The organism is Rhizomonospora bruguierae, assembly GCF_018397995.1.
GTDB classification, from domain to species: Bacteria; Actinomycetota; Actinomycetes; order Mycobacteriales; family Micromonosporaceae; genus Rhizomonospora; species Rhizomonospora bruguierae.
Genome location: NZ_BBQH01000039.1, coordinates 1 through 20,620 on the forward strand (window position 1 = coordinate 1; position 20,620 = coordinate 20,620).

The 20,620-nt window shown below is 73.5% G+C and carries 21 protein-coding genes; 7 read left to right on the forward strand and 14 right to left on the reverse strand.

Annotated features, from left to right (window positions below):
- From KJS59_RS20245 to rimP, 4 genes are all read right to left on the reverse strand, one after another.
- The coding region (locus tag KJS59_RS20245; RefSeq protein WP_213454519.1) for a translation initiation factor IF-2 N-terminal domain-containing protein at window positions 1-543 on the reverse strand (543 nt) is incomplete at its 3' end.
- Window positions 544-636: 93 nt separating this feature from the next.
- Entirely contained in the window at window positions 637-972 is a 336-nt protein-coding gene (locus tag KJS59_RS20250; protein ID WP_213454520.1) for a YlxR family protein, read from the reverse strand.
- Window positions 973-987: 15 nt separating this feature from the next.
- Window positions 988-2,040: a transcription termination factor NusA gene (gene nusA, locus KJS59_RS20255; protein WP_213454521.1), complete on the reverse strand. Its 1,053-nt coding sequence runs from the start codon at window positions 2,038-2,040 to the stop codon at window positions 988-990.
- Window positions 2,037-2,738, reverse strand: a complete 702-nt coding sequence (gene rimP, locus KJS59_RS20260; protein WP_213454522.1) for a ribosome maturation factor RimP — start codon at window positions 2,736-2,738, stop codon at window positions 2,037-2,039. The genes nusA and rimP overlap by 4 nt, the downstream gene beginning before the upstream one ends.
- A 178-nt stretch (window positions 2,739-2,916) precedes the next feature.
- On the opposite strand from rimP, the gene KJS59_RS20265 reads away from it, so the two are divergent.
- Complete coding sequence (locus KJS59_RS20265) at window positions 2,917-3,426, forward strand: hypothetical protein (RefSeq protein WP_249714552.1); 510 nt, start codon at window positions 2,917-2,919, stop codon at window positions 3,424-3,426.
- Window positions 3,427-3,437: 11 nt separating this feature from the next.
- Here KJS59_RS20265 and KJS59_RS20270 read toward each other — a convergent pair whose 3' ends face one another.
- The gene (locus KJS59_RS20270; protein ID WP_213454523.1) at window positions 3,438-4,505 is read right to left on the reverse strand and encodes an IS110 family transposase; all 1,068 of its coding nucleotides are present in this window, start codon (window positions 4,503-4,505) and stop codon (window positions 3,438-3,440) included.
- Window positions 4,506-4,744: 239 nt separating this feature from the next.
- Here KJS59_RS20270 and KJS59_RS20275 point away from each other — a divergent pair, with 239 nt between their 5' ends.
- The 4 genes from KJS59_RS20275 (at window position 4,745) to KJS59_RS20290 (ending at window position 9,452) form a co-directional block, all read left to right on the forward strand.
- Window positions 4,745-5,182, forward strand: coding sequence for a ferritin-like domain-containing protein (locus KJS59_RS20275; RefSeq protein WP_213454524.1), 438 nt, complete (start codon window positions 4,745-4,747; stop codon window positions 5,180-5,182).
- A 71-nt stretch (window positions 5,183-5,253) separates the two neighbouring features.
- Window positions 5,254-5,853, forward strand: coding sequence for a PadR family transcriptional regulator (locus KJS59_RS20280; protein WP_213454525.1), 600 nt, complete (start codon window positions 5,254-5,256; stop codon window positions 5,851-5,853).
- Window positions 5,850-6,569 (forward strand): ABC transporter ATP-binding protein, encoded by a 720-nt coding sequence (locus tag KJS59_RS20285; RefSeq protein ID WP_213454526.1) that lies wholly within the window; start codon window positions 5,850-5,852, stop codon window positions 6,567-6,569. The genes KJS59_RS20280 and KJS59_RS20285 overlap by 4 nt, the downstream gene beginning before the upstream one ends.
- 246 nt (window positions 6,570-6,815) lie before the next feature.
- Window positions 6,816-9,452: an FtsX-like permease family protein gene (locus tag KJS59_RS20290; protein ID WP_213454527.1), complete on the forward strand. Its 2,637-nt coding sequence runs from the start codon at window positions 6,816-6,818 to the stop codon at window positions 9,450-9,452.
- Between the two features lie 43 nt (window positions 9,453-9,495).
- Here KJS59_RS20290 and KJS59_RS20295 read toward each other — a convergent pair whose 3' ends face one another.
- The 7 genes from KJS59_RS20295 to KJS59_RS20325 form a co-directional block, all read right to left on the reverse strand.
- On the reverse strand, window positions 9,496-10,212 hold the full coding sequence (locus tag KJS59_RS20295) for a VIT1/CCC1 transporter family protein (protein WP_213454528.1): 717 nt from the start codon (window positions 10,210-10,212) through the stop codon (window positions 9,496-9,498).
- Complete coding sequence (map, locus tag KJS59_RS20300; RefSeq protein WP_213454529.1) at window positions 10,209-11,066, reverse strand: type I methionyl aminopeptidase; 858 nt, start codon at window positions 11,064-11,066, stop codon at window positions 10,209-10,211. Before map ends, KJS59_RS20295 begins: the two co-directional genes overlap by 4 nt.
- Window positions 11,067-11,318: 252 nt before the next feature.
- Window positions 11,319-11,873 carry a pyridoxamine 5'-phosphate oxidase family protein gene (locus tag KJS59_RS20305; RefSeq protein WP_213454530.1) on the reverse strand — a complete coding sequence of 185 codons (555 nt, stop codon included), beginning with the start codon at window positions 11,871-11,873 and terminating at the stop codon, window positions 11,319-11,321.
- A 47-nt stretch (window positions 11,874-11,920) separates the two neighbouring features.
- Window positions 11,921-12,607 (reverse strand): gamma-glutamyl-gamma-aminobutyrate hydrolase family protein, encoded by a 687-nt coding sequence (locus KJS59_RS20310; protein ID WP_213454531.1) that lies wholly within the window; start codon window positions 12,605-12,607, stop codon window positions 11,921-11,923.
- A complete protein-coding gene (locus KJS59_RS20315) occupies window positions 12,604-13,371 on the reverse strand; it encodes a 3-oxoacyl-ACP reductase (RefSeq protein WP_213454532.1) in 768 nt (255 codons plus the stop codon). The genes KJS59_RS20310 and KJS59_RS20315 overlap by 4 nt, the downstream gene beginning before the upstream one ends.
- 12 nt (window positions 13,372-13,383) lie before the next feature.
- Window positions 13,384-14,727: an aldehyde dehydrogenase family protein gene (locus KJS59_RS20320; RefSeq protein WP_213454585.1), complete on the reverse strand. Its 1,344-nt coding sequence runs from the start codon at window positions 14,725-14,727 to the stop codon at window positions 13,384-13,386.
- 207 nt (window positions 14,728-14,934) lie between these two features.
- A complete protein-coding gene (locus KJS59_RS20325; protein WP_213454533.1) occupies window positions 14,935-16,299 on the reverse strand; it encodes a glutamine synthetase family protein in 1,365 nt (454 codons plus the stop codon).
- Window positions 16,300-16,647: 348 nt separating this feature from the next.
- Here KJS59_RS20325 and KJS59_RS20330 point away from each other — a divergent pair, with 348 nt between their 5' ends.
- Together KJS59_RS20330 and KJS59_RS20335 are read left to right on the forward strand one after the other, a co-directional pair.
- Window positions 16,648-17,502: an MBL fold metallo-hydrolase gene (locus tag KJS59_RS20330; protein WP_213454534.1), complete on the forward strand. Its 855-nt coding sequence runs from the start codon at window positions 16,648-16,650 to the stop codon at window positions 17,500-17,502.
- Between the two features lie 152 nt (window positions 17,503-17,654).
- Entirely contained in the window at window positions 17,655-18,701 is a 1,047-nt protein-coding gene (locus tag KJS59_RS20335) for a fatty acid desaturase family protein (protein WP_213454535.1), read from the forward strand.
- Window positions 18,702-18,756: 55 nt separating this feature from the next.
- Here the strand turns inward: KJS59_RS20335 and KJS59_RS20340 are convergent, their stop codons facing one another.
- Both KJS59_RS20340 and KJS59_RS20345 read right to left on the reverse strand, forming a co-directional pair.
- Entirely contained in the window at window positions 18,757-19,701 is a 945-nt protein-coding gene (locus KJS59_RS20340) for an acyltransferase domain-containing protein (protein ID WP_213454536.1), read from the reverse strand.
- Window positions 19,702-19,757: 56 nt separating this feature from the next.
- Window positions 19,758-20,597, reverse strand: a complete 840-nt coding sequence (locus KJS59_RS20345; RefSeq protein ID WP_213454537.1) for a GNAT family N-acetyltransferase — start codon at window positions 20,595-20,597, stop codon at window positions 19,758-19,760.
- Window positions 20,598-20,620: the final 23 nt, after the last annotated feature.

Sequence of the window (20,620 nt, forward strand, 5' to 3'; positions counted from 1 at the left end):
GCCGGGACGCGGCGCGGCGGGCGCACCACCCTCGGCCGGCGGCTGCCGGCGCGGAGCCTGCTGCTGCTGGGCCTTGGCGGCCTGCTGCGCCTTGAGGGCGGCGTCCTGCTCCGCCTTGAGCGCGGCAGCGCGCGCCTCGGCGGCCGCCACCTCGATGTCGTGCGCGCTCGCCGGCTTGGTCACCGGCGCGGCCGGCGTGGGCGGCTGCGGACGCGGACCGGGCCGGGCCGGCGGGGTCGCCTTACGCGGCGGCGTCGGCCGGGCGGAGATCCGGGGCTCGGCGGGCGCCGCGGGTGCGGGGCCGCCGTTGTTCCGCGGCGCGCTGCGCGGCGGCGCGGGACTGGGAGAAGGGCTCGGCGCGGCCGGTGCCGGCGCCGAGGAGGACGCGACGAACGACTGGCGGAGCCGGCGCGCGACCGGCGCCTCCACCGTGCTCGACGCGGATTTGACGAACTCGCCCATCTCCTTGAGCTTGGCGAGTACGATCTTGCTTTCGACCCCGAGCTCCTTCGCGAGCTCGTGTACGCGGGCCTTGCCTGCCACTGCACTCCTCACTCCGAGGCCGTGCGGGCGGGACCCGCAGCGACCTCACTCGTGCACTTGAAGCCTGGTCATCTGAGCGACTTCATCGTGTGCTCATGTCGGTCGTCCTACCTTGCTCGTTTGCGACCCTCGCCCGACCTGCTGGCCGGTCGTAGTGGTTACCGCATGGACATGCTCGGCCACCGGCCCGGTGTCGAGGACACCGGTGACGCGCAGCGCCCGCCCGAAGGCGCGGCGCCGCTCCGCCAGCGCGAGACAAGCCGGATCGGGGTGCAGATGCGCTCCCCTGCCCGGCATTCTGCGCGCCGGATCGGGCCGGAGGCTGTAACCAGTCTCACTGCCGACCGCGACGACGCGCAGAAGGTGCGTGGCGGTGGTCCGTTCCCGGCAGCCCACACAGGTGCGCACCGGGGACGCGGGACCAACCACCGAGTAAGTCTACCCCTAGCCGCCGGTGACCGCGCCGCCCGGTTCCCCGGCGCGATCTTCGGCCGGCGACGCCTGGCGGACCGTCGGAGCCGCCTGCTCGGTGTCCGGGCGGATGTCGATCCGCCAACCGGTGAGCCGCGCCGCGAGCCGGGCGTTCTGCCCCTCCCGGCCGATCGCCAGCGACAACTGGTAGTCCGGCACGGTGACCCGGGCGGTGCGGTTGAGGGCGTCCACCACGTCCACCCGTAGCGCCTTCGCGGGCGACAGCGCATTCCCGACAAAAGCCGCCGGGTCCTCGGACCAGTCGATGATGTCAATCTTCTCGCCGTGCAGCTCGCTCATCACCGCCCGGACCCGCTGGCCCATCGGCCCGATGCAGGCACCCTTGGCGTTGACCCCCGGGGCCACCGACCGCACGGCGATCTTCGTCCGGTGGCCGGCCTCGCGGGCGATCGCGGCGATCTCCACCACCCCGTCCGCGATCTCCGGGACCTCCAGCGCGAACAGCTTCTTCACCAGGTTCGGGTGGGACCGGGAGAGCGTGATCTGCGGCCCCCGGAACCCCTTCGCCACGTGCACCACCACGCACCGGATCCGCTGGCCGTGCGCGTAGACCTCGCCCGGCACCTGCTCCGCCTGCGGCAGCACCGCCTCCAGCTTGCCCAGGTCGACCGTGACGATGCCCTTCTCGGTGCGCGCCTCGTGCGCCTGCACCACCCCGGTCACCAGGTCGCCGTCGCGGCCGGCGTACTCGCCGAAGTGCACCTCGTCGGTGGCCTCCCGCAGCCGCTGGAGGATCACCTGCTTCGCGGTCATCGCCGCGATCCGGCCGAAGTCGTGCGGGGTGTCGTCCCACTCCCGGACCACGGTGCCCTCGGCGTCCTGCTCCTGCGCCAGGACGGTGGCCGCGCCGGTCTTGCGGTCGATCTGCACCCGGGCGTACTGCTGGGCGCCCTCGGTGTGCCGGTACGCGGTCAGCAGCGCGGTCTCGATGGCCGACAGGATCGTCTCGAACGGGATCTCCCGCTCGCGCTCCAACGCGCGCAGCGCCGCGAGGTCGATGTTCACCTCTGCTCGTCCTCCAGTTCGGTCTCGCCGTCGTCCTCGAAATCGTCATCGTCGGTGTCGGCTTCGTCGTCCGCGCCGGCGGCCGCCAACTCCTCGTCGGAGATCTCCGCCAGCCGGCTGAACTCCACCTGCACGTGGCCGGGGCCCAGCGCGCCGTACTCCACCTCGACCGGCTCGCCGCCCTCCGGCGCCAGCACGACGCCCTCGGCGTCCGCGGCGCTGACCCGGGCGGTCACCTGCCGCTCCCCCGCGCGCACCTTCACCAGCCGCCCCACGTTGCGCCGCCAGTGCCGGGGCAGGGTCAGCGGGCGGTCCACCCCCGGGGAGCCGACCTCCAACTGGTACTCGCCGGGCAGGATCTCCCCGCCGGTCTCGTCCGCCCGGTCCAGGGCCGCCGACACCGCGCGGGCCACCACGGCCACCGCGTCCAGGCTGACCCCGCCGTCGGCGTCCACCAGCACCCGGACCAGGTACCGCCGCCCCACCCGGGACAGGGTCACGTCCTCCAGGTCGTAGCCGACCGCACCAACCACGGGCTCGATCACCTCGCGCAGTCGGGCCCGCGCCGCCGCCTGGTCGATCCGGGGCGCCGGTGGGAACCGGTCCTCGGTGCGCTGCCGCTCCGGCCCCGGTCGCCGGGCGCCCCGCGGGCCGCCCCGACCCGCGCCGCTGCGCTGCGAGCCGCCGCGCTGAGCCATCTGGAACCACCCCCTGCCGGACCCGTCTCAAGGAACCACGCCGATACGCCACCGGGCGGTGCGCACGGTGGCTGCGCAGAGCGTAACGCGAGATCAGTGCGCACGACCGGGCGGCGCACCGAAGATAGGCTCCGGGTGGCCTGCGGCGAGGGCCCCGGATGGTGTTGACTTGGCGGTGATGGGCGGAACAGGCGGATACGGGGACGGGCGGGGGCGCTCGCGGCGGTTGGTGCTCGGCGCGGCGGCCGCCGGCGCGATGTCGGTCACAGCGGCCGGCTGCGGCCTGCTGGACCGGAGAAAACCCAAGCCGGACCAGCCGGACCCGCTGCTGCCCATGCTGGCCGAGACCCGCGACCTGACGGCGCGGTACGACGCCGCGATCGCCGCCCAGCCCAGCCTCACCGCCCGGCTGACGCCGCTGCGCGAGGCTACCGCCGAACACGCCACCGCGCTGGCCAAGCTGATCGGTTTGAGCGGATCCACCACCCCACCCGCGACCTCCCCCGGCCCGTCCGCACCGGCCACACCGCCGGCCTCACCGGTCGACGCCCTGGTCGACCTGCGCGCCGCCGAACAGGCCGCCCAGCGCACCGCCACCCAGGCGTGCCTGACCGCCCCGGGCGACCGGGCGGCCCTGCTCGGCTCGATCGTCGCCGCCCGCGCCACGCACCAGGCGGTCCTGGCATGAGTTGCCCTGTGTCAAGCCGCTGCCGGTTGATCTTGGTTGGGCAGGTGTTGGAGGGCTCCGTGGCGGTCGGGGTTGTAGGGGGTGTTGGTGGTCCAGCACTTCCAGATGATGTTCGGCCATGCGCGGGCGAGGATGCGTACGGCGTGTGGGTGGTCGCAGCCGCGGGCGCGGGCGCGGTTGTACGGATCGGCGGCCCAGGGGTTGGCGTGGCGGCTGTCGCCGGCGAAGTCGCCGACGGCGTCGCGCAGTTGTTTGTCGACGGCCCAGCGGAAGGCCACGACGGTGACTTTGCCGGATTGGCGGGTGGAGGGTGCGACGCCGGCGAGGCAGGCCAGGGAGTCCGGGGTGGGGAATCGGCCGCGGGCGTCGCGGATCTCGGCGAGGAGTCGGGCGGCGCGGACGGTGCCGGTTTTGGGCAGGTTGGTGAAGATGTCCCGGTCGGGGTGCAGGGTGAGGGCTTCGCTGGTCTGCTGGGTCGGGGCGTCGATCTGCGTGGTGATGGCCTGGAGGGTGGTCAGGTAGGCGCGGGTGATGCCGGCCAGGGCCTGGCCGTGGTCGTCGGTGGCGCCGCGCGGCGCGGCGGTGATCCGGGTGTGCAGCACGGTGGGGTCGGTGCGGCCGCTGTAGCCGACGCTGGACAGCCAGGCGGCCAGGCGCTTGGGCGAGAGCCAGTCCATGGCGTTCTGGGTGGTGAAGCGGGTCAGGAACCGCAGGCTGATCGTGGAGTCGATGTCGCGGAAGAGGTCCACTGCGGCCGGCAGGGCGGTGGCCAGGTGGGCGCGCAGTTGGTTGGCCACCGCGACGCGGTGGGCGACGAGGTCTTTGCGGGCCCGGCGCAGCTTGCGCAGCGCGGTGGTGTCCGGGCTGTCCAGGACGAGGGGGGTGAGTCGACGCCGGTCGGTGCGGACGGTGTCGGCCAGGACGTAGGCGTCGAACCGGTCGTCTTTGTTGCCGGCCGAGCCGTAGCGCTCCAGCGGCTCACCGTCGACGTCCACGACGCAGACCGCGTAGTCGTCCTTGGCCCAGTCCACGCCCGCGGAGTTTCCTCGCGCCGAGCCGGTGGTGTCAGTCAAACTCATAATCGCCTCTCCGCTGCGCTACCAGTGGGGAAGCACCTGGCGGTTCCGGGACACCACTGCCGGTCGCTCATTGAGCGGCGCTCGATAGCGCATAGCCCTGTTGCCAGTCGGGGTGTCCCGGGCCGTCGGGCCTCGCAGAACTCATGCTGGACCTCACAGGTCGAGCGAGCTGGGCGATGGCCCGACGGTCACCGGTGCGCCCGAACCCTCATCGGATCGAGCGAGACCATGGTGGACCAATGAGCGGGTCCGCGGCCAAGAGCCTGGGCGCCGCGCTGGCCGGCGAGCACGCCGCCGTCTACGCCTACGGCGTCCTCGGCGTCCGCCTCACGGACAACTCCCTCGCCACGGCCGCGCGCAGCGCCGAGGCCGCCCACCGGGCCCGCCGCGAGTCCCTGATGGCGGCGCTCGCCGGGCTCGGCACCCCCGGTCCAGCCGCGAACGCCGGGTACCAGTTGCCCTTCCCGGTCACGGACAGCGCGTCCGCCATCAAGCTCGCCGTCCAGGTGGAGGAGAAGGCGGCGGCCCTGTGGCGGGCGGCGCTCGCCGACACCGACGGCGAGCAGCGCCGCACCGCCCTCGACGCCCTCGTCGACTGCGCCGTCCGGGCGACCACCTGGCGCCGCGCGGGTTCGATCACGCCGCTCACCACCACCTATCCCGGCCGCCCCGTCTGATCGATCCCGTCGGGTACTCCCGGGGTGAGCGGGGTTGCCGAGAACATACTCGGTATGCATACTGCGTAGCCATGTCCATTCGGCACGGTTTGCTGGCGCTGTTGGAGCGGGGGCCGATGTACGGCTACCAGCTGCGGGCGGCCTTCGAGGAGTCCACCGGCGGCGCATGGCCGCTGAACATCGGGCAGGTGTACACGACGCTGAACCGCCTGGACCGGGACGGGTTGGTCCGGGCGCTGGCGGAGAGCGAGGCGGGGCAGCGGCCGTACGAGATCACTGACGGCGGCCGGGCCGAACTGACGCTGTGGTTCGCCACGCCCATCGACCGGGCGGACCGGCCGCGGGACGAGTTGGCGATCAAGTTGGCGCTGGCGCTGACCACCCCCGGGGTGGACGTGCGCGCCGTGGTCCAGACGCAGCGGACGGCGAGCATGCGGATGCTCCAGGAGTACACCCGGCTCAAGGGCGGCGAACAGCGCCCGGCGGACCTGCCGTGGCGGCTGGTCCTGGACGCGATGGTCTTCCGGGCCGAGGCGGAGATCCGGTGGCTGGACCACTGCGAGGCGAGCCTCGTCCGGCACACGCCGATCCCGTCGCAGGCACGGCCCGCCACGGCGGACGAGCCCGCGAGCCACGACGACAGCCGGGACGAGAGCGGGGTGCGCCGATGAACCCGGTCCTGGAACTTCGGGGGGTGACGCGCACGCACGGCACGGGCGAGACGGCCGTGCACGCGCTGCGAGACGTCTCGCTGGCCGTGGCCCCCGGCGAACTGGTCGCGGTGATGGGCCCGTCGGGGTCCGGGAAGTCGACGCTGCTGAACCTGGCCGGCGGGCTGGACCGGCCCACCGCGGGCGAGGTGTGCGTCGAGGGGGCGTCGCTGGGCGGGCTGTCCAAGCGGCAGTTGGCGCGGCTGCGCCGGCGCAGCGTCGGATACGTCTTCCAGGCGCTGAACCTGCTGCCCAGCCTGACCGCGATGGAGAACATCGCCCTGCCGCTCGAACTGGACGGATCGGGCCCCCGGGCCAGCCGGCGGGCGGCGGCCGAGGCGCTGGACGAGGTCGGCCTGGACGGGCTGGGCGGGCGGTTCCCGGACGAGCTGTCCGGCGGCCAGCAGCAGCGGGTGGCGATCGCGCGGGCGCTGGTGGGTGAGCGGCGGCTGGTGCTGGCCGACGAGCCGACTGGCGCGCTGGACTCGCAGACCGGCGAGGCGGTGCTGCGCCTGCTGCGGACGCGGGTGGACGCGGGCGCGGCCGGGGTGCTGGTGACCCACGAGGCCCGCCACGCGGCGTGGGCGGACCGGGTGCTGTTCCTGCGGGACGGGGTGCTGGTCGACACGGCCGGGCCGCTCGCCCGGCCCGAGGACCTGCTGGAGAGCGCACAGTGAGCGCGAGGAGCGCCCGGAGCGCGCCGGCCGGCGGCCGCGCAGGAAGCACCGCAGTCGCGAACGAAAGGCTGGCACAGTGAGCGCGAGGAGCGCCCGGAGCGCGCCGGACCGCAGGACCGGCCGCCGCGCAGGAAGCACCGCAGTCGCGAACGAAAGGCTGGCACTGTGAGGTCTTGGTTGTCGGCGTTGCGGATCGCTCGGCGGGAGGCGCGGCGGTCGAAGGGACGCTCGGCCATGGTCCTGGCCATGATCGCGTTGCCGGTGCTGGCGCTGACGTACGCGGCGGTCAGCTACGACATGTTCACGCTCACCCCCGAGGAGGAGTTCGTCCAGCGGCACGGTGCCGCGGACGCGTCGCTCACCTGGCAGTACGCCGGCCCCACCACCCAGACCTGGGACGGTTGGAGCTCGATGAGCGATGCGCCGCTGCACGAGCCCGTCACCGAGCGGGAGATTCTGGCCGAACTGCCGGTCGGGAGCCGGGTGATTCCGGTGGCGGAGAGTCACGTACCGCTGGCGACCGGGACCGGTGCGGGCGATCTGGACGCGGTCGGGGTCGACATCACCGACCCACTGGTTGCCGGCATGGTCAAGCTGCTGGACGGCGCCGCGCCGAGGCAACCCGGCGAGATCGCGGTGACCGTGGCCGCCCGAAAGCGGCTCGGCGTGCGGATTGGCGACACGGTCCGGGGCGTCGCCGGCACCGCGGGCGGCGCGTGGCGGGTGACCGGTGTGGTCGAGTTCCCCGCCGACCTCGGCCAGCGGGTGGTGTTCGCGCCCGGGCACGTCCCGGTGCCGGCGGGGTCTGGCAGGGAGCCGCGAGCGACCTGGCTGGCGGACACGCCGCACCCGGTCACCTGGGCGGACGTGGAGCGCTACAACGAGCGCGGCATCGTCGTGGCGTCCCGGGCCGTGTCCAAGAACCCGCCGTCACCCGAGGAGACCGCCTACCCGTTTGACGACCCGGGCCGCTCGGTCAACGGCGAGACCCTGAGCATGGGTGGGCTGATCGCCGGGTTGGGGCTGCTGGAGGTGGTGCTGCTGGCGGGTCCGGCGTTCGCGGTCGGCGCCCGGCGGCGGCAGCGGGACCTCGCGCTGGTCGCGGCGAACGGGGGCACCCCGGCGCACCTGCGGCGGATCGTGCTCGCCGACGGGGTGGTCCTCGGGGCGGTCGGGGCGGTGGTGGGCATCGCGCTCGGTATCGTGCTCGCCTTCACCACCCGGCCGCTGGCCGAGCAGTATCTGCTGCAATCCCGCGCCGCCGGGTACCGGGTCTGGCCGGTGGCGCTGCTGGTGATCGCCGTCCTGGCGGTGGTGACCGGCCTGCTGGCGGCGCTGGTGCCGGCGGTCACCGCCGCCCGGTTCGACCTGGTGGCGGCGCTGACCGGCCGCCGGGGGGCGGTCCGCTCCCGCAAGCGCTGGCTGCTGCTCGGGCTGGCCCTCACCGCGGTCGGCGCGGCGATCGGCGCCTACGGCGCGCGGGGGACGGACCGCCGGGCGATCCTGGCCGGCCTGACGGTCGTGGAGTTGGGGCTGGTGCTGTGCACGCCGGCCCTGGTTGGGCTGATCGCGCGGCTCGGGGCCCGGCTGCATTTGGCGCCCCGGATCGCGCTGCGGGACGCCGCCCGCAACCGGGCCGCCGCCGCGCCCGCCATCTCCGCGGTCATGGCCGCCGTCGCGGGCAGCGTCGCCCTCGGGGTGTACCTGACCAGCAGCACCGCCAGGCAGGAGGCGTCCTACACGCCGGGGCTGCCGACCGGGTACGTGAAGATCAGCTACTACACCGACCAGTCGCGGGACGAGATCGCGAGCCGCGTGGAGCAGGCGGCCCGGTCCATGCCGTGGGTGCGCGACACCTACCAGGTACGCGACTACGGCTGCCCGGCCGGCACCGACCCGGAGGTCTACTGCTCGCTGTGGCTGGCGGTCCCGGACGAGAACCGGTGCTTCGTGGACCAGTTGACGCAGCCGTTGACCGTGGAGCAGCGACGGGCGGCGCTGGCCGACTGGCGGTGTAACGCTTCCAGCGGCAAGTTCGTGTTCAGCAACAACAGCTTCCCCGCCGTCGACGACGGCACCCTGGTCGCCGCCGTGTTGGACGCCTCCCCGGCCGACGTGGCGGGGGCGCGGCGGGCGCTGGCGGCGGGCGGCGTGGTGGTGGCGGATCCGCGGTACGTCAAGGACGGCCACACGACCGTCGTCGTGCAGGACGGCCAGCATCCGGACGTGTCGGAGGAGAAGCTGCCGCACCTGACGGTGCCGGCGTACCTGATGACCAGCGGCATCCGGTTCCCCACCTGGTTCGTCTCACCGGCGCTGGCCGAGCGCACCGGGCTCGCGGCGCTGCCCAGCGCGCTGGTCGCGGCGACCGCGTCGGTCCCGACGCAGGCGCAGGAGGACGCCCTGCGCGCGGCGGTGCAGCGGATCGAGCCGACGATCGGCAACAACATCGGCGTGGAGCGGGGCGCGGATCCGCAGGAGGACCCGTTCCTCTACGTGCTCGCGGCGGCCGCCGCGCTGATCACGCTCGGCGCGGCCGGCATCGCGACCGGGCTGGCCGCCGCGGACGGGCGGGCCGACCTGTCCACGCTCGCCGCGGTGGGCGCCAGCCCGCGGCTGCGGCGGTTGCTGTCGCTGAGCCAGTCCGGGGTGATCGCCGGGCTGGGCGCGGTGCTCGGGGTCGCGGCGGGGCTCGGCGTCGCCTTCGCGATACTCACCGCGTTCAACCGGGCGGCGGTGGACTCCTGGCCGGTCATGATCGCGTTCCCGCTGACGGTGCCGTGGCGGAATCTGCTCGTGGTGCTGGTCGTGCCGCTGGTCGCGATGCTCGGCGCCGGCCTGCTCACCCGCTCCCGCCTGCCCATCGAACGCCGGCTGGAGTAGTCACGGGGGGACGCCGGGCCCGGGCGGGCGGCGGTCGACGCCGTCAGCCCAGGCCCCCGCCGATGCCGATCATGGCCCCGATGGCGTACGTGATGGCGGCCGCCGCCGCGCCCAGGACGAGCTGCCGCAGCCCGCTCCACCACCAGCGCCGCCCGGTGAACCGGGCGGTCACGGCGCCCGCCACGAACAGCCCGAGGCCGCCGGTGCCCAGCGCCAGCAGCAGGGAGGTGAAGCCCAGCAGGTACGTGACCAGCGGTACCGCGGCGCCGATCGAGAAGCAGATGAACGAGGAGACGGCGGCGGCCCACGGGCTGGGCCGCTCGTCCGGGTCGACGCCCAGCTCCTCCCGGGCGTGGAAGCGCAGCGCCTCCTCCGGCCGGCGGTGCAGTTCCTCCGCGACCTGGCGGGCCAGCTCCTCGGACAGGCCGCGGGCGACCCACATCTGGGCCAGCTCCTCCGCCTCCGCCTCCGGGTTGAGCTCCAGCTCCAGCCGCTCCTTGGCCACCTCGGCAGCCACCTGCTCGTTCTGGGACTTGACGCTGGTGTACTCGCCCAGGCCCATCGAGACCGCGCCGGCGACCAGGCCGGCCACCCCGGTCAGCAGGATGGTGCCGGGGCGCACGGCGCCGCCGCCGACGCCCGCGATCAGGGCGATGTTGGTGACCAGGCCGTCCATCGCGCCGAACACGGCCGGGCGCAGCCAGCCGCCGGAGACGTCCGCGTGGTGGCGCTCGATGAGCGCGGCGGGGGGTGCCGTCACAGCAGCGTCAGGATCTCGTAGCCGTCGTCGGTGACGACCACCGTGTGCTCGAACTGGGCGGTCCAGCGCCGGTCCTTGGTGACCACGGTCCAGCCGTCCGGCCACATGTCGTACTCGTGTGTGCCCAGCGTGATCATCGGCTCGATGGTGAAGGTCATCCCCGGCTCCATGATCGTGGTGAGCCGCGGGTTGTCGTAGTGCGGCACGTAGAGGCCGCTGTGGAAGGTCTCGGCGATGCCGTGGCCGGTGAAGTCGCGTACCACCCCGTAGCCGAAGCGCTTGGCGTACGCCTCGATCACCCGGCCGATCGCGTTCAGCGGGCGCCCCGGCGCCACCGCCCGGATGCCCCGCATGGTCGCCTCGCGGGTGCGCTCGACGAGCTGGCTCGCCTCCTGCGACACCTCGCCGACGCAGAATGTGGCGTCCGTGTCGCCGTGCACGCCGTTGATGAAGGCGGTCACGTCCACGTTGACGATGTCGCCGTCCTCGATCACCGTGCTGTCCGGGATCCCGTGGCAGATCACCTCGTTCAGTGAGGTGCAGCACGACTTGGGGAAGTTCTTGTAGCCCAGCGTCGACGGGTAGGCACCGTGGTCGCAGAGGAACTCGTGTACCACCCGGTCGACCTCGTCGGTGGTCACGCCGGGCTTGCAGTGCTCGCCGGCGAGCTGGGTGGCCTGGGCGGCGAGCCGACCGGCGAGTCGCATCTTCTCGATGGTCTCGGCGCTCTGCACGTGCGACCCCCGCCACGGCCGGGGGCCGGGCCTGCCCACATACTCGGGGCGGGTGATGTGCGGGGGTACCGTGCGCCGCGGGGTCTGCTTGCCGGGCGCCAGCGCTGCGCGGACACTCATGCCACCCAGACTAGCGGGCTGTCGGGCCGGCCCTGGCCGGCGTCCTCGACGTGGTTTGGCCTCGGCGCCCAGCGCCCACTCCGCGCCGAGGTCGCTTGGCCCCCTCCCTCCGGTCACGCGCCACCGTGACCGAGCTACGCCGCCCGCGCCGGGATCTCCACTCACCCGCTCCGCGCGAGCGGTGCTGGCGGTGCCCGGCGCCCGGCACGTCGAGGTACGCGGCGGGTGGGAGACCGCAGCCCTCCCCGCGAGTCAGGAGAATACGGGCAGGCCGTCGATGCTCACCCCGTTGCGGGTCGCCCGGTACTCGGACAGCGCCGCCGCGTCCCGCCGCTCGCCCCAGCGCACCAGCAGGTCCCGGTCGCCCTGGTAGGCCATCAGCGGCACGGCGTAGCCGCACGAGTCGCTGACCCGGTGCACGTCCACAGTGATCACCGCGCGCAGGCCGTGCGGGTCCGGCGGGTCGGGGAAGGCGGCAAGCAGGTCGGCGCAGCGCGGGTCGGTGACCACCACCGCCGACCCCGTGCCGTGCAGCCGGACGATCTTCGGCGGCCCCTCGAACGCGCAGAACATCAGCGTGATCCGGCCGTTCTGCCGCAGGTGCGCGATCGTCTCCGCGCCGCTGCCGTGGAAGTCCAGGTACGCCACCCGGTGCGGGCCCAGCACGGCGAACGTACCGGTCATGCCCTTGGGCGAGAGGTTGACGTGACCGCCGTCCCCGCTCGGCGCGGTGGCCACGAAGAACATCCGCTGCGCCGAGATGAACTCCCGCAGCCGGCCATCGATGGACTCGTAAATCTTCCCCATCCACCGATCGTGCTCCATCACCGATCCGGAGGGGAACGGCGATCCCGTCATCCGGCGGCCGCGACCAGCGCCCTGAACAGGCGGACATCGTCCAGGTACTCCGGGTGCCACTGCACGCCGAGGACGAACCGCTTCGCCGGGTCCTCGGCCACCTCGACCACCCCGTCGTCGGCCCAGCCGGTCACCGTGAGCCGGCCCGGGTCCGCGACGCCCTGGTGGTGGTACGAGTTGACCTCGCCGTCGCCGGCCATGATCCCGGCGATCCGGCTCCCCGGGGCGAACCGCACCCGGTGCGTGCCGTACACCGCCGGCGCGGGCTGGTGCCGGTCGTCGCCGATCACCTCGGGCAGGTGCTGGTGCAGCGACCCGCCGTACGCGACGGTGAGCAGTTGCATCCCCCGGCAGACGCCGAGGACCGGCAGGTCGGCGGCGAGCGCGGCGGCGAGCAGGGCCAGCTCGGCGCGGTCCCGGTCCGGGCGGCTGTCGGTCAGTGGATGCCGGGGGGCGCCGTAGTTCCCCGGATCCACGTCGGGGCCGCCGGCGATCACCAGGGCGTCCAGGATGCGCAGCACGTCCGCGTCGACCGGGTCCGGCGGGAGCACCACGCAGCGGGCGCCCGCCCCGTTGATGACCCGCACGTACCGCTCGTGCACGAACGCGACCGGCACGCCCCGCCACGGACCCCAACTGGCGGGCTCCAGGTAGGACGTGATGCCGACGACCGGACGGGTCATCGCGGGGTCACGTACGCGCCGGTGATCCCGCCGTCCACGACGAACTCGGCGGCGGTCATGAACGACGCGTCGTCGCTGGCCAGGAACGCCACCGCGGCGGCGATCTCGCCCGGCTCGGCGAACCGCCCCATCGGCACGTGGACCAGGCGGCGGGCGGCCCGCTCCGGATCCTTGGCGAACAGTTCCAGCAGCAGCGGGGTGGCGACCGGCCCGGGGCACAGCGCGTTGACCCGGATGCCCTCCCGGGCGAACTGGACGCCCAGTTCCCGGGTCATCGCCAACACCCCGCCCTTGCTCGCGGTGTAGGCGATCTGGCTGGTGGCGGCGCCCATCAGGGCCACGAAGCTGGCGGTGTTGATGATCGAACCCCTGCCCTGGCGGCGCATGTGGGGGATCACGTACTTGCAGCACAGGTACACGCTGGTGGTGTTCACCCGCAGCACCCGCTCCCACGCCTCCAGCCCGGTGACGAGGATCGAATCGTCGTCCGGCGGGGAGATGCCGGCGTTGTTGACCGCGATGTCGATCCGGCCGTGCCGCTCGGCCACCCCGTCGAACAGGTCCCGCACCTGGGCCTCGTCGGCCACGTCACAGGCGACGAACTCGCCACCCAGCTCATCGGCGAGTTCCTTGCCGCCCCGCGGGTTCACGTCGACGCACACCACCCTGGCGCCCTCGGAAGCCAGCCGACGCGCGCTCGCCAGCCCGATCCCGCTGCCGGCGCCGGTCACCACGGCCACCCGCCCGTCCAGCCGACCCTCCACTTGCGACCCCCACTAGTCCGTTGCGATGAACACGTTCTTGGTTTCGGTGAAGGCGAGCGGCGCGTCCGGACCCAGTTCGCGGCCGAGACCGGACTGCTTCACCCCGCCGAACGGGGTCCAGTAGCGCACCGACGAGTGCGAGTTGACGCTGAGCGTGCCGGTCTCCACGGCGCGGGCGACCCGGATGGCCCGGCCCACGTCCCGGGTCCACAGCGAGCCCGACAACCCGTACTCGGTGTCGTTGGCGAGCCGGATCGCGTCCGGCTCGTCGTCGAACGGCAGCACGGAGACGACCGGGCCGAAGATCTCCTCGCGCCAGTGCCGGTCCGCCGGCGACCCGGCCAGCAGCACCGTCGGCGGATACCAGTAGCCACGCCCGGCCGGGGCGCTCCCCGTGTACGCCACCGTCGCGCCGTCCACATAAGACGCCACGGTGGCCCGGTGCGCGGCCGAGATCAGGGGACCCATCTCGGCGTCCGGCGACGCCGGGTCGAGCACCCGGAACGCCTTCACCGCCGGCTCCAGCAACGCCAGGAACTTCTCGTACACCGAACGCTGGACCAGGATCCGCGAGCGGGCGCAGCAGTCCTGGCCGGCGTTGTCGAAGACGCCGGACGGCGCGGACGCCGCGGCACGCTCCAGGTCGGCATCGGCGAACACGATGTTCGCGCTCTTGCCGCCCAGTTCCAGGGTGACCCGCTTCACCCGCCCGGCGCAGCCGGCCATGATGCGCCTACCCACATCCGTGGAGCCGGTGAAGCAGACCTTGCGGACCGCCGGGTGGGTGACGAACCGCTCCCCCACCACGGAGCCGCGCCCCGGAATCACCGTCAGCACCCCCGCCGGCAGCCCCGCCTCCAGCGCCAACTCAGACAGGCGCAACGCGGTCAGCGGGGTCAACTCGGCGGGCTTGAGCACAACCGTGTTACCGGCGGCGAGCGCGGGGGCGAAACCCCAGCCGGCGATCGGCATCGGGAAGTTCCACGGCACGATCACGCCGAGCGGCTCGTGGAACGTCACATCCAGCCCGCCCGGCACCGGGATCTGCCGGCCGGACAACCGCTCCGGCGCGCCCGCGTAGTAGTCGAGCACGTCCCGGACGTTGCCCGCCTCCCAGCGCGCGTTGCCGATGGTGTGCCCGGCGTTGCGCACCTCGATGCCGGCAAGCTCCTCGACATGCGCGTCAACCACCGCGGCGAACCGGCGCAGCAGCCGGGCCCGGTCGCCGGGCGTGACCGCCCGCCAACCCTCGAACGCTCCCCTCGCGCGCTCGATGGCGGCGTCGGCCCGCGCCGCGGTCGCCGACGGCACCTCCGCGACCACCTCCTCGGTCGCCGGGTTGATCACCTGGTGCACGCGGTCACCAGCCGCCGCGCTCCTCGCGCTCACAGAGCCATCCTTTCGCTCGCGACTGCGGTACTTCCTCCGCAACCACCGGTCCTGCGGCCCGGCACGCTCCGGGCGCTCCTCGCGCTCACAGAGCCATCCTTTCGCTCGCGACTGCGGTACTTCCTCCGCAACCACCGGTCCTCCGGCCCGACGCGCTCCGGGCGCTCCTCGCGCTCACAGGCGCTCGAATCCCCGGGCCAGTTCCCAGTCCGTGACCGCCGCGTCGAAGGCCGCGACCTCGACCCGCGCGTTGTTGGCGTAGTGCTCGACCACCTCGGGGCCGAACGCCGCCCGGGCCAGGTCGGAGGACTCCCACCGCGCCAGCGCGTCCCGTAGCGTGGCCGGTACGCGCGGCGCCTCCGCGTCCTCGTACGCGTTGCCCCGGTACTCGGGCTCCAGCGGCAGGTCGTTCGCCAGCCCGTGTACCGCGCCGGCGATCAGCGCGGCGATCGCCAGGTGCGGGTTCACGTCGCCGCCCGGCATCCGGTTCTCCACCCGCAGCCCCGCGCCGTGGCCGGCCAGCCGCAACGCGCACGTGCGGTTGTCGCCACCCCAGCGCAGCGCGGTCGGCGCGAACGAGCCCGGCTGGTACCGCTTGTACGAGTTGATGTTCGGGGCATACAGCACGCTGAAGTCGCGCAGCGTGGCCAGCAGCCCGGCCACCACGCGCTGCCCCGTCGGCGACAGGTGCCCGGGCCCGTCACCGTGCATCGCCGGGCGGCCGTCCGCCGACCGAAGCGAGAAGTGGATGTGGCAGGAGTTGCCCTCGCGGGCGTTCGGCTTGGCCATGAAGGTGAGCGCCATCCCCTCCTGGGCGGCGATCTCCTTGGCGCCGTTCTTGTAGACGGCGTGGTGGTCGGCGCAGCGCAGCGCCTCGTCGTACCGGAACGTGATCTCGTGCTGGCCGAGGTTGCACTCGCCCTTGGCGTTCTCCGGCACCAGCCCGGCGCCGGCCATGTCGTTGCGGATCCGGCGCAGCAGCGGCTCCACCCGGGCGGTGCCGAGCAGCGAGTAGTCGACGTTGTACAGGTTCGCCGGGGTCAGCTCCCGATACCCCCGCTGCCACGCCCGTTCGTACGAGTCCCGGTAGACGATGAACTCCAGTTCGGTCCCGGCGTACGCGGTGAAGCCGTGCTCGGCCAGGCGCGCCACCTGCCGGCGCAGGATCTGCCGCGGCGAGGCGACCACCTCGCCGGAGCCGTCCGGCCACGCCAGGTCGGCGAGCACCATCGCGGTGCCCGGCTGCCACGGCACCCGGCGCAGCGTGGTCAGGTCCGGCCGCATCGCGAAGTCGCCGTACCCCCGGCTCCATCCCGACATCGCGTACCCGTCCACGGTGTTCATGTCGACGTCCACGGCGAGCAGGTAGGTACAGCCCTCGCTGCCGTGCGCCACCACCTCGTCCAGGAAGAACCGGGCATGGAAGCGCTTGCCCTGGAGCCGCCCCTGCATGTCGACCAGGGCGAGGACGACGGTGTCGATCTCGCCGGCGTCGACCGCGAGGCGCAACTCCTCGACGGTGAGTGGGGGCTGGGTCACGGTCGTCCTCTCATGGGGGTCAATGGTCTACGGCCGGACAGGGTGCGTCCAGCCGACGCCCGGGAGATCGATAAATGCGTTGCCGGCGCCGGGCGATTTCCGGCATCGTTACCGGCGTGACCGAGACGTTCCGCGAGCGCCGCCTCCGCTACCGGCGGCGCGACCGGCCCGCGACCGGCATCGGGAAGACGGCGCCCTAACGCCCGCGCCGCCCCGGTCCCGCGGGCATCGCGGTGGCGTGGGGCGGCCGCGGTGGTGTGCACCGCGTCGACGCCCCACGCCACCCGCACCGCGCAGTTCCCGTGCCCGCAACCGCATGGTTCCGGGCGGGTGGGGTAGCCCGCGGCAATGGCCACCGACACGGTCACCTTCATCGGCACCGCCACCACGCTGCTGCGGCTGGGCCCGTTCACACTGCTCACCGACCCTAACTTCCTGCACGCCGGGCAGCGGGTACACCTGGGGTACGGGCTGATGTCCAAGCGCCGCACCGAACCCGCGCTGGACATCACCCAACTCCCGCCGCTGGACGCGGTGGTCCTGTCCCACCTGCACGGCGATCACTTCGACCGGGTGGCCAGCGGCCGCCTCGCCCGCGGCCTACCGATCGTCACCACCCCGCAGGCGGCCCGTAGGCTGCGCCGGCGGGGCTTCTTCGCGCTCCGGCCGCTGAACACCTGGGACAGCCACGAGTGGCGCCGGGGCTCCGCCGCGCTGCGGATCACCGCCACCCCGGGCCAGCACGGCCCCGGGCCCGTCGACCGGCTGATGCCCGACGTGATGGGCAGCCTCCTGGACCTGACCGTGGACGGCAAGCGCCGGCTGCGGCTGTACATCACCGGGGACACGCTGCGCCGGCCGTTCCTGTCGGAGATCCCCCGCCGGTTCCCCGGCATCGACGCGATGCTGATCCACCTCGGCGGGGCCCGGGTGGCGGGCGTCCTGCTGACGATGGACGCGGGGCAGGGCGCGGACGCCGTCCAGATGATCCGGCCCGCCGTCACGGTGCCGATCCACTACGACGACTACGGCGTGTTCCGGTCCCCCCTGTCGGACTTCCTGCGCGAGGTTCGGCAGCGCAACCTGGCCGGCATCCAGACCATCCGCCGCGGCGAGACCCTGCCACTGGTGGCGAAGTCGCTCGCCACCTCGCTCGTGGCGGCCGGCGAGCGCCGCGCCGCCGCCCCCGCCGAATGGCACTAGGCGCGGGCGACCGCGGCTGGGATCCCCGCGGGCGGCCGGCACGGGGTAGGGATAACCCGACCAGATCTTGGGGGGTCGACGCCATGTCCGCCGGGCCTTCGGACCGGAACGCTGAAGGGGCGCCGACCGCCGGCCGGAACGGGAGAGCCCAGATGACCGCGAGCACGACCCTCGACGCGCCACCCGCCACCCGCACCCGGGGCAGCGACTTCGCCGACCTGTCCCGGCGCGTCACCGCCGCCGGGCTCACCCGCCGCCGCCCCGGCTTCTACACGGTCGCCATCGCCGCCACCATCGGCGCACTGGCCGCCACCTGGGTGGCGTTCGCGCTGGTCGGCGACTCCTGGTGGACGCTCGCCGTGGCCGCCGCGATGGCCGTCGCCACCACCCAGGTCGCGTTCCTCGGCCACGACGTGGGGCACCGGCAGGTGTTCCGCACCCGGCGCCCGAGCGAGATCAGCGGCCTGCTGCTCGGCAACCTGGCGATCGGGCTGAGCTTCGGGTGGTGGATGGACAAGCACACCCGCCACCACGCCAACCCCAACCACGAGGACGAGGACCCCGACGTCGGCGCGGGCGTCCTCGCCTGGACCCCGGAGCAGGCGGCGGAGCGGCGGGGCCGCGCCGGCCGCTGGCTGGCCCGCCGACAGGCGTACCTGTTCTTCCCCCTGCTGACCCTCGAGGGCCTGAACCTGCACGTGGCGAGCGGCCTGGCCATCCGCCGCACGCCCGTGCGCCACCGCACCGCCGAGGCCGTCCTGCTGCTCCTGCACGCCGCCGCCTACCTGACCGCGGTGTTCGCCGTCCTGTCGCCCGGCAAGGCGCTGCTGTTCATAGCCGTCCACCAGGGACTGTGGGGCGTCTACATGGGATGTTCGTTCGCGCCGAACCACAAGGGCATGCCCATCATCGGTCCGGGCCAGCGCCTCGACTTCCTCCGCAAGCAGGTCCTGACCTCCCGCAACGTGCGCGGGGGCCGGGTGGTCGACGTGCTCCTGGGCGGACTCAACTACCAGATCGAGCACCACCTGTTCCCCAGCATGCCCCGGCCCAATCTGCGCCGCGTCCGGCCCGTTGTCCGGGAGTACTGCGCCGAACTGGGTCTGCCGTACACCGAGACGGGCCTGCTCACCTCGTACCGGCTCGCCCTGGCGCACCTGAACTCGGTAGCCGGCCGCCCAGATCAGCAGCCCACCTAGGGTCCGGCGCTGTCCCGACCCGGCAAGATCCGCGAGACGGGATCCAGGGGTGCCGCTAGATCGGGAAGCGGCCGCGGCGCCATTGCCAGTGGCGGCCGGCCATCAGGTGGTCGACGACCGCGCGCTGGAGCACGGTGCGGCGCGGGAGCTGGTCGAGCGGCGTGGTCAGGGTGCGGAACACGAACCGCAGCACCTCGACGTCGCCGTCCAGCCCCTCCGGCTCCTCATACGGCTCCAGCTCGAACCTCCGCTGGAACCGGGCGATGTTGGCGTCCCCCGGCAGGTAATCCAACAGTTGCGGGTCGAGCAGCCACGAGCCGCAGCCGAACGCCGTGTAGTGCTCGTCGGGAAAGTGGCGGGGGAAGAACGCCCGGGCCTCGTCGAGCGACGCCGAGACGGCCTGCGGAGTCAGCGGCCCGTTGTCCGGGATGTGCAGGTCGATGGTGGTGCTGCCGCGCTGGTACTGGAGCCGGCCCAGTTCGTAGACGCCGCCGCGCGCGTGCAGCGTCAGCCAGCTCTGCGTGACCGGCCAGCCCTCGCCTTGCATCCGCCGGTCGATCGCGAGGTTGCGGCCCAGGTCCGCGAGGGTCGCCCAGGACACGGCATCGGCGATGCCGTGGGCGCGGTGGTACCCCGTGACGACGTCGACCAGGGCCAGGTACGCGTACACGTAGAGATGCCGCCAGGCGGGACCCCGTTCGCGCGGCAGCTCCGGGCCGGGCACCAGCCAGCCGTGACCCCCGAGATCGGCGCTGACCAGGGCGATCGAGCGGTCGAGCAGCCAGCGCAGCTCGGGGGTCCATAGTGGGGAGTCCGGGTCGGGCCAGCCCGCCATGATCTCGGCGGCGTCGTCCGGCCGCACCGCGAGCCGGTCGAGGATCGCGGGCGCGTCGGCCTTGGCGGGCAGCGGAGCCGATGGCCGGTCGCCGGCGAGCCGGTGCACGCGCTCGACGTCCTCGACGGGTACCCCGAGCCGGGCGGCGGTGTCGTCCAGATCCACGGGGCGACTCTAACGATCCACCACCATGATTCGCGAGACACGGGCGGGGTGGGGCGTCAGAAGAGGATGGTGGCGAAGGTGCCGGCGGAGCGGAAGCCACAGCGGTCGTACACGCGGCGGGCGGGGGCGTTGTAGTCGTTGACGTAGAGGCTGACGGTGGGGGCGACGCGGCGGAGGGCGTCGCGGACGACGGCGGCGACGCCGGCGATGGCGTAGCCGCGACCACGGAACTCGGGCGCCACCCACACGCCCTGCAACTGGGCGGTCTGCCGGGTGACCACGGCCAGTTCGGCCTTGAACAGCACTTCGCCATCCACGATTTTGGCGTACGCCCGCCGCGCCCGGACCAGTTCGACGACCCGGCGGCGGTAGCCGCGCCCGCCGTCCTCGGCGACCGGGGAGACGCCCACCTCCTCGGCGTACATGGCGACGGAGGCGGGGTACAGGGCGTCGACCTCGTCGGGGCGGACGAGGCGGACGCCCGGGTCGGCCTGGACGGCGGGCGGGGCGTCCACGACCAGCAGGGGCTGGTCGGGGCGCACGTCGCGGGCTGGGCCCCAGACGTCGCCGAGCCGCTCCCAGAGCCCGAGCACCTGGTCGGCCCGGCCGACCACCGAGGAGCAGGCTCGCTCCTCGGTGCCAAGCTGGTCGGCGAAGGCGGCGACGGCGGGCGGCGCGGCCAGGACCGGGGTGCAGTGCGCGCCGAGCCAGCACACGGACTCGAGCTGCCGGCGCCCGCCGTACCCGAAGATCCGCCCGTCGGCGCGCCACCAGGACAGGCCGCGGGCGGCCACCCGCTCGGCCACCTGGGCGGCGGCGTACGGGTCGCATTCCAGCAGCCGTTCCACGGCGCCCCGCTCGGCGTCACCGAGATGGCGGACCGGCATCGTCAGCACCAATCAAGACTGCCAGATGCTGC